Annotated in this window: 6 protein-coding genes and 1 pseudogene; 3 read left to right on the plus strand and 4 right to left on the minus strand. The window is 70.8% G+C overall.

Translation table 11 applies throughout. The features are described 5' to 3' along the window. The first annotated feature begins 422 nt into the window (after positions 1–422). Positions 423–2,651, plus strand: coding sequence for a DUF6351 family protein (locus VOI19_RS09530; protein ID WP_323792730.1), 2,229 nt, complete (start codon positions 423–425; stop codon positions 2,649–2,651). A gap of 114 nt (positions 2,652–2,765) precedes the next feature. Here VOI19_RS09530 and VOI19_RS09535 read toward each other — a convergent pair whose 3' ends face one another. From VOI19_RS09535 to VOI19_RS09545, 3 genes are read right to left on the minus strand one after another with little or no spacing between them, the layout of a single operon-like run. Then, positions 2,766–3,386 (minus strand): TetR/AcrR family transcriptional regulator, encoded by a 621-nt coding sequence (locus VOI19_RS09535; RefSeq protein ID WP_323792731.1) that lies wholly within the window; start codon positions 3,384–3,386, stop codon positions 2,766–2,768. After that, the gene (locus VOI19_RS09540) at positions 3,383–4,528 is read right to left on the minus strand and encodes an NAD(P)/FAD-dependent oxidoreductase (RefSeq protein ID WP_323792735.1); all 1,146 of its coding nucleotides are present in this window, start codon (positions 4,526–4,528) and stop codon (positions 3,383–3,385) included. The genes VOI19_RS09535 and VOI19_RS09540 overlap by 4 nt, the downstream gene beginning before the upstream one ends. A gap of 9 nt (positions 4,529–4,537) precedes the next feature. After that, positions 4,538–5,284 (minus strand): NAD(P)-binding protein, encoded by a 747-nt coding sequence (locus tag VOI19_RS09545; protein ID WP_323792732.1) that lies wholly within the window; start codon positions 5,282–5,284, stop codon positions 4,538–4,540. A gap of 55 nt (positions 5,285–5,339) precedes the next feature. Between VOI19_RS09545 and VOI19_RS09550 the strand changes: the two genes are divergently transcribed. Beyond that, positions 5,340–6,359, plus strand: a complete 1,020-nt coding sequence (locus VOI19_RS09550) for a zinc-binding dehydrogenase (protein ID WP_323792733.1) — start codon at positions 5,340–5,342, stop codon at positions 6,357–6,359. Further along, complete coding sequence (locus tag VOI19_RS09555; protein WP_323792734.1) at positions 6,356–7,108, plus strand: SDR family NAD(P)-dependent oxidoreductase; 753 nt, start codon at positions 6,356–6,358, stop codon at positions 7,106–7,108. The genes VOI19_RS09550 and VOI19_RS09555 overlap by 4 nt, the downstream gene beginning before the upstream one ends. A 21-nt stretch (positions 7,109–7,129) precedes the next feature. Here VOI19_RS09555 and VOI19_RS09560 read toward each other — a convergent pair. Further along, a pseudogene (locus VOI19_RS09560) lies at positions 7,130–7,789 on the minus strand (SDR family oxidoreductase); the annotation flags it as partial. Between the last annotated feature and the right edge of the window lie 43 nt (positions 7,790–7,832).

Raw genomic sequence — 7,832 nt, forward strand, 5'->3', positions numbered from 1 at the left:
GCTGAGCGCCGGCCGGGTCGGGAACGAGGTGGTCATGGGGTGATTCTATCGAACATGTGTTCGAGCGGCAATGGTTGCAAGGCGGCGTTGGGGATGAGATCTCCGTGACGCCGGCGGCAGAGTGTCGTTGACTACGGTGACGGCCGCCACTCCAGGCGGCCGCCGGTGAGGAGTCTGTGGTGTCGGTTTCGGGTGCGCGTCGTATGCCGTTGTTGGTTGCTGGAGTGGCGTTGGCGGTGGTGCTGCCGCTGGCCGGGGCTCCGTCGGGCTCCGCCTCGGGCGTCGCGGCTTCGTCGGGCTCAGCCTCCGATCGCTCAGCCTCCGCCGTCGCGGTTTCGTCGAGCTCAGCCTCCGATCGCTCAGCCGCCGGGCGTTCGGCCTCCTCCAAGCGAGCCAAGAAGCGCACGATCAACGTCCTCTCCGTGTCCAACCGACCCGACCTCGTGTCGGGCGGCGACGTGCGGATCGCGGTGGGCAAGGTCAAGGGCCTCAAGCGCAAGCAGGTCACGATCCGGCTCAACGGCAAGGACGTGACGAAGCAGTTCGCCGTCCGTCCGGGCGGCCGCTACGAGGCGGTGCTGACCGGCCTCGACGTCGGGCGCAACGTCATCAAGGCGACCGGTCGTCGCAACAACGCCGGCAAGAAGAATGCGCACTCCGACTCCAAGATCCGCTTCGCGGGCCGCCTGGTCGTGACCAACCACCCCAACGGCGGACCGATCTTCTCCGGCCCCCAGCACGGCCCCTACCGCTGCCAGGAGACGGCCGTCGACGAGCAGTGCAACGAGCCGGCGTCGTACTCGTTCCTCTACAAGTCGAGCAACCCGCTCGAGCCGGGCCTCAAGTCCTACGACCCCGGCAACCCGCCGTCCGACGTCGCGACGACGACGTCCGACACCGGCGAGACGGTGCCGTTCATCGTGCGTCGTGAGGACGGCTTCCAGGCGCGCGACCGCTACACGGTCCTGGCGCTGTGGCAGCCCGGCAAGAAGTGGGACGCGTTCGAGCAGCAGCCCCAGTTCAACCACAAGGTCCTGATCCCGCACGGCGGCAACTGCGGGGCGTCGTACTCTCCGGGCAACCCGCCGCTGGAGGACTACGCCGGCACGATCCCCGAGTTCCCCGGCATCGAGCAGTCCTACATCACCGCGCTCGGGCTCGGCTTCGCCGTCGTCTCCACCGCGCTCAACAACACCGGCCACAACTGCAGCATCGCCACCGAGGCCGAGTCGCTGCTGATGGCCAAGGAGTACTTCGTCGAGCAGTACGGCACGATCCGCTACACGATCGGCACCGGCTGCTCGGGCGGCTCGATCGCGCAGAACACGATCGCCAACTCCTACCCCGGCATCTACCAGGGTCTGCTCACCACCTGCACCTACCCCGACGTGATCACCGCCGGCGCGCAGTTCGCCGACTACCACCTGATGCGCCGCTACTTCGAGGACCCGAGCCTGTGGGCACCGGGCGTCGTGTGGCTGCCGACCCAGGTCGCTGCCGTCGAGGGCCACATCTCGATGGTCAACGCGATCGCCGCAGACGAGCTGCTCTTCAAGTCGGCCCTCAACCCCGAGAACGACTGCTCCGGCTCCGTCGACACCGTGCCCGGCGACACCAGCACCCGCTACGACTCCGAGACCAACCCCGGCGGGGTGCGGTGCTCGGTGCTCGACATCATGAAGAACATGATCGGCGTCCGGCCGGAGGCGTCGTGGGGTGAGCAGGAGAAGGAGATCGGCGAGGGGTTCGCCGGCCTGCCCTTCGCCAACATCGGCATCCAGTACGGCCTGGAGCCGCTGCGGCGCGGAGAGATCACCACGCAGCAGTTCGTCGACCTCAACGTGAAGCTGGGCGGCCTCGACGTCGACCTCGAGAACATCGCCGAGCGCACGGTGGGTGACATCAAGTCGATCGGCCGCGCCTACCGCACCGGCCTGATCAACGAGGGCCAGCACATGGACTCGGTCGCGATCATCAACTTCGGCGGCCCCGACCCGGGCATCGCCCACGACTACGCCCACGCCTTCTGGGTCGAGGACCGGATGCGCCGCTCGCAGGGCGGCACCACTCCCAACCGCGTGATGTGGTTCGGCGTCACGCCCCTCATCGGCGACCCGCGCTGGGCCAACGAGTCGCTCACCGCGATGGACCGCTGGCTCACCGCCGTCGAGCGCGATCGTTCCTCGGCACCGTTGGCCCAGAAGGTCGCCGACAACAGGCCGGACGACATCACCGACCGCTGCGACAACGTGCCCGGCGTCCTCGAGATCCCCGGCGCGGACGGCGACGAGCGCGAGTGCGTGCTGCCCGACTCGCTCCAGCTGCGCCTGAGCACCCCGCGCGAGCAGGCCGGCGACGACGTCCTCAACGACCGCGTCGCCTGCCAGCTGCGCCCGATCGCCCGCGCCGACTACGACTTCCTGCTCGCACCGCTCAGTGACGCGCAGTGGGCCACGCTCCAGGAGGTCTTCCCGTTCGGCGTGTGTGACTACACCAAGCCCGGTCGCGGCTTCACCGACAACGAGACCTGGTTGCGCTACGGCAATCGTTCGGGCGAGGTCGTGTACGGCGGCCGCAGCCTGCCGACCCCCGGGAGCAAGCAGGCGTTCGGCTGGCAGTCGCGCTCGTTCAGGCCCCTGCTGCAGCAGTAGTCAGGGCGCGAGCCGTCTGTGCGTCTCGCCGCGTCTCGATACGCCGGTCGCTCGCTGCGCTCGCACCCCGGCTACTCGACGCCCAGGCAGTGTCCCCGGCTACTCGACGACCAGTCAGTGTCCCCGGCTACTCGACGACCCGAGGTGTGGGCTGGCCAGCGCCGGCAGCAGGAAGGCCCCGAGGTACGCCGTCAGGCTGGCGGCGTCGTCGATGTCGACCGCCTGCCCCGGCACGCTGACGAGGGAGACGACGATCCGGGTGACCCACTCGGCTGCGGCGTCGACGTCCAGGTCGGCGCGCAGCTCGCCGGAGGCCACGCCGGCCTCGAGCTGCGCGCGCCAGAACCACGACATCCCCGGGATCAGGTCGTCGACGAAGGTGCCGATCACGGCTGCGAAGGCGGCCGGCTCGCGGTCGCGCAGCTCGGTCGCCAGGGGGCCGAGCGGCGCGGCGCGGGCGAGCAGCACGGCGCCCGCGACCTGGGCGGCCACGCCCTCGGCCGCGTCGACGGTCTGCTGCGCCTCGACCCAGAACGCCTCGTCGCGGCGGATGAGCGCCGCCGACAGCAGGCTCGCCTTGTCGGGGAAGTGTCGGTAGAGCCAGGCGCGCGAGACCCCGGCCTCCGTGGCCACGCCCGCGGCCGTCGTACGACGGATGCCGTCGCGCCGCAGGCAGGCCTCGGCGGCGTCGAGGATGCGGTCGCGGGCCGACCGCTCGTCGGTGCGGGGGCTCACGTCAGCTCGTACTCCGCGAGGTCCACGCTGCGCGTCCACGCCCAGTAGTCGACCAGCCGCCACGGGTTGAGGCCGTGCACCTCGCCGTCGTCGTTGGTGTAGTAGTTGTGCGCGATGTGCGGGGAGGCCCAGACCATCGTGCGCATCTCGGCCTGCGAGCGCTCGTAGTAGTCGTCGTAGACCTCCTGGCGCGGCGCCAGGCTGCTGCTCCCGCTGGCGAGGAGGCCGTCGAGGCAGGCCATCACGTAGGACACCTCGCACTCGCTGGCGAGGATGATCGAGCCGCCGCTGGCGAGGTTGGTGCCGGGCCCGTAGAGGCAGAAGAAGTTGGGGAAGTCGGGCACCGTCACGCCCAGGTAGGCCCGCGGTCGCGTGCCCCACTGCTCGCGCAGGTCGACGCCGTCGCGACCGCGGATGCGCAGCGGCGTGAGCGGCTCGTTGTAGCGGAAGCCGGTCGCCCAGACGACGACGTCGGCGGAGTGGCGGCGTCCCTCGGAGTCGATCACGGCGTCGCCGTCCAGTCGCTCGACGCCGGCGCGCACGAGCTCGACGTGGTCGCGCTGGAGGGTGCGCAGCCAGGCGCCGTTGTCCTGCAGCGTCCGCTTGCCGGTGGCGGGGTAGTCGGGCAGGACCTTGGCGAGCAGGTCGGCGTCGTCGCCGACCTGGCCCTCGATCCACTCGGTGAACATCATCCGCGCGAAGTCGTTGATCTCGCTGACCGAGCGCTCCTGCGGCTCCCAGTCGGGGTCGACCTTGGCGGCCGCGAGCCCGGTGTCGCAGCTCGGGAAGAAGATCAGGAACCGGAACCAACGCGCGTAGCCGGGCAGGTGGCGCAGCGCCCAGCGCATCCCCTCGCCGACCGGCTCGTGGTAGTTGGGGTTGGGGAACATCCACTGCGCCGAGCGCTGGAGGACCGTGAGCGAGCCGACTCGGTCGGCGATCGCCGGGGCGACCTGGAAGCCGGTCGCGGCGGCGCCGACCATGACGACGTCCTTGCCGGTCAGGTCGACCGAGTGGTCCCACTGGGCGGTGTGGAACGCCGGCACGTCGAGCTCGCCCGGCACGTCGGGCACGTTCGGTCGGTTGAGCTGACCGACGGCGCTGATGAGCACGGTGCTGGTGAGCGTGGAGCCGTCCGACAGCTCGGTGCGCTACGTCTGCGAGGCGTCGTCCCACTCGGCGCCGACGACCTCGGTGCCGAATCGCACGTGCCGCGCGATGTCGTGCTTCTCCATCACGCCCTCGAAGTAGGCGAGGATCTCGGGCTGCTGGGCGAAGTACTCCGTCCAGTGGTCGCTGGGCTCGAAGCTGTAGCAGTAGAAGTGGTTGCCGACGTCGACCCGCGCCCCGGGGTAGGTGTTCTCGAACCACGTGCCGCCGGCGCCGGCGTTCTTCTCGACCACCGTGTAGGGGATGCCGGCCTGCCCGAGGCGGATGGCGGCGAGGATGCCCGACATCCCGCAGCCGATGACGACGGCCGAGAAGCCCTCCGGGACGTCGCGCGCGGCCGGCACCCTGGCGGCGCGCGGGTCGGGGGAGTCGAGACCGAGCTCCTCGAGCATCATCGCGACGTACTCGTCGGGCACGGGCGCGCCGATGATCCAGTCCATCATCCGCTTCACGGTCGGGGCATCGAGCGGCTCCGGCTCCGGGCAACCGCGGTCGCGCCAGTCGCGCAGGACGTCGTACGCCGTGGCGCGCAGCGTGGCGAGGTCGTCGGGGGTCAGGAACCCCTGGATCTCGTTGAGGAACGAGCCACCCGGCCGCACGGGGCCGTCGAGGAGGCGGTCGCGCTCCGCGGCGTCGCGGGCCACGTGGACGCAGGACAGGAGCAGGGTCGGGACCGAGACGTCCTCCAGGTGGGCCCGGAGCTGCTCGTCGCTGACGGTGATCGACATGGAAGTCAAAGTACACACTTGTGCAGATGTGTCTACTCCATCTAGCGTGCAACGGGTGAGAGCCGTCACTGCGCAAGCGCCAGGCCAGATCTCCGTCGAGGAGGTGCCCGACGCAGCCCTCCCGGGCCCAGCAGGGGCCGTGGTGAGGGTGGAGGCGGCCGCGATCTGCGGCTCCGACCTCCACTTCTACGACGGCGACCTGCCGTTCTACCCGGTCGCGGTCGGTCACGAGTCGATCGGCACCGTAACCGAGATCGGCGCCGACGTGGCTCGGTTCGGCGTCGGCGACCGGGTGCTCGTCTCGTCCGTCGCAGGCTGTGGTGCGTGCGCGGGCTGCGCGACGCTCGACCCCGTCGCCTGCACGGGCGGCGCCAAGGTCTTCGGTTCCGGTGAGCTCGGGGGAGCGCAGAGCGACCTGCTCGCCGTCCCGGCGGCCGACTTCAACCTGCTTCGCATTCCCGAGGGGGTCAGCGACGAGGCCGCCCTGCTGCTCACCGACAACCTCGGCACCGGCTGGGCGGCCGCGACCCGTGCCGACTTCGAGCCCGGCGAGACCGTCGTCGTGCTCGGACTCGGGGCCGTGGGCCAGTGCGCAGTGCGCTGCGCGATCGCGCTCGGCGCCCGGGTGCTGGCCTACGACCCGGTCGAGGGGCGCCGCGCGCTGGCCGAGGCCGCCGGCGCGACCGCACTGCCCGACGACGTCGTGCCGGCCGTCCTCGAGGCCACCGGCGGACGAGGTGCCGCCGCCGTGATCGACGCGGTCGGCCACAACGCCACCGTCGACACCGCTTTCGCGGCCGTGCGCTCGACCGGCACCGTCTCGGTGGTAGGCATCCACGACCTCGAGCCCTACCCGCTCCAGCTGCTGATGGGCACCTTCCGCTCCATCACGTTGCGGATGACGACCGCACCGGTGCACCGCACCTGGGGCGAGCTGCTGCCGCTGATCGCCGACGGCCGCCTCGACACCACGGGGATCTTCACCCACACCTTCGACCTCGACGACGCGGCCGAGGCCTACGCCGCCGTCGCCTCCCGCTCGGCCGACTGCCTGAAAGTGATGCTGATCCCGTGACGCTGACCCTCCCGCTCCACGGCAAGGCCGTCATCGTCACCGGAGGGGCCTCCGGGATCGGTCGCGCGAGCGCCGAGCTGCTGATCGAGCGTGGGGCGAAGGTCGCGATCTGGGACCTCGCCGGCGACACCCTCGCGGTGGCCGAGGAGATCGGCGCGCAAGGCCAGGTGGTCGACGTGACCGCCGACCTCGCGGCCCCGGTCGCCGAGGCGGTCGCGGCCCTGGGCGGGGTCACCGGGCTCGTGCACGCTGCCGGTCGCGCCCACCCCGAGCCGGTCGGTGCCTTCACCGCCGACTCCTGGGACGAGGTCGTCGACGTCAACCTGCGCGCCCACGCCCTGCTCACCCAGGCGCTGCTTCCCCACCTCGAGCAGGCGGCCGCCAGCGGAGTCGGGCCCTCGGTCGTGGCGATCTCCTCGATCGAGGGGATGGCCGCCAACCCGTGGATCCCGGCCTACTGCGCCTCGAAGGCCGGGCTCCTCGGCCTCACCCGCTCGATGGCGGCCCAGCTCGGCGCGAGCGGCATCCGGGTCAACTCGGTGTGCCCCGGGTTCATCGTGACGCCGATGATCCAGCAGGTGCTCGACATCCCCGAGATGAAGCAGGAGTACGAGCAGGCTGCCCCGCTGGGCCGGATGGGCGCCCCGCGCGAGGTCGCCGGTGCCGTGGCGTTCCTGCTCTCCGACGACGCCTCGTTCATCACCGGGACCGAGATCGTCGTCGACGGTGGTCTGATCTCCAAGCACTGACAGCAGGCCGCCGCGCAGTGGCTACATCAGGTAGTCGTCGTTGCTCGCCCGCACGGTGATGTCGCTGATGAGCACGCCCCACGGCTGGTCGATGGCGTGGAGCACCTGCTCGGCGAGCAGGCCGGGGGAGAGGGCGGCGTACCCGATGCTGTCGGGGCTCGTGAGGTGGTCAGGCGGGTCGGCGTCGAAGATCTGGCCCATCTTCTCGTAGAAGCCGTCCTTGCGGACGCCGAGCACGGGGTCGATCGCCTCGGGGTTGATGACGCCGCCGGCCAGACCGGTGCCGGGGACGCCGGTCGGGCGCACCGTGGTCACCTTGATGAGCCCGAGCGACTCCTGGCGCAGTGCCTCGGAGAGCACGTTGACCGCGGCCTTCGTGGCGCTGTAGACGGCGGACCCGCCGACGGCGTGGTTGCCGAAGACCGAGGAGATGTTGACGACGTGACCGCGGCCCTGGCGGACCATGTGGTCGTGCGCGGCGATGATGCCGTTGAGGACGCCCTTGAGGTTGATGTCGATGCACCGGCTCCAGGCCTCGGCGGCGATCTCGTGGTCGGCGTAGAACGCCAGTGGCATCACGCCCGCGTTGTTGATCCAGACATCGACCGCGCCGAATCGTTCGACGACCCGGTCGGCGAACGCCTTCATCGCCGAGAGGTCGGCGACGTCGACGGTGCCGGTCTCGGTGTGGTCGCCGGCGAGGGCGGTCTAGGCATCGCCGGCG

Source organism: Nocardioides sp. (genome assembly GCF_034670285.1).
Classification (GTDB): domain Bacteria; phylum Actinomycetota; class Actinomycetes; order Propionibacteriales; family Nocardioidaceae; genus Nocardioides.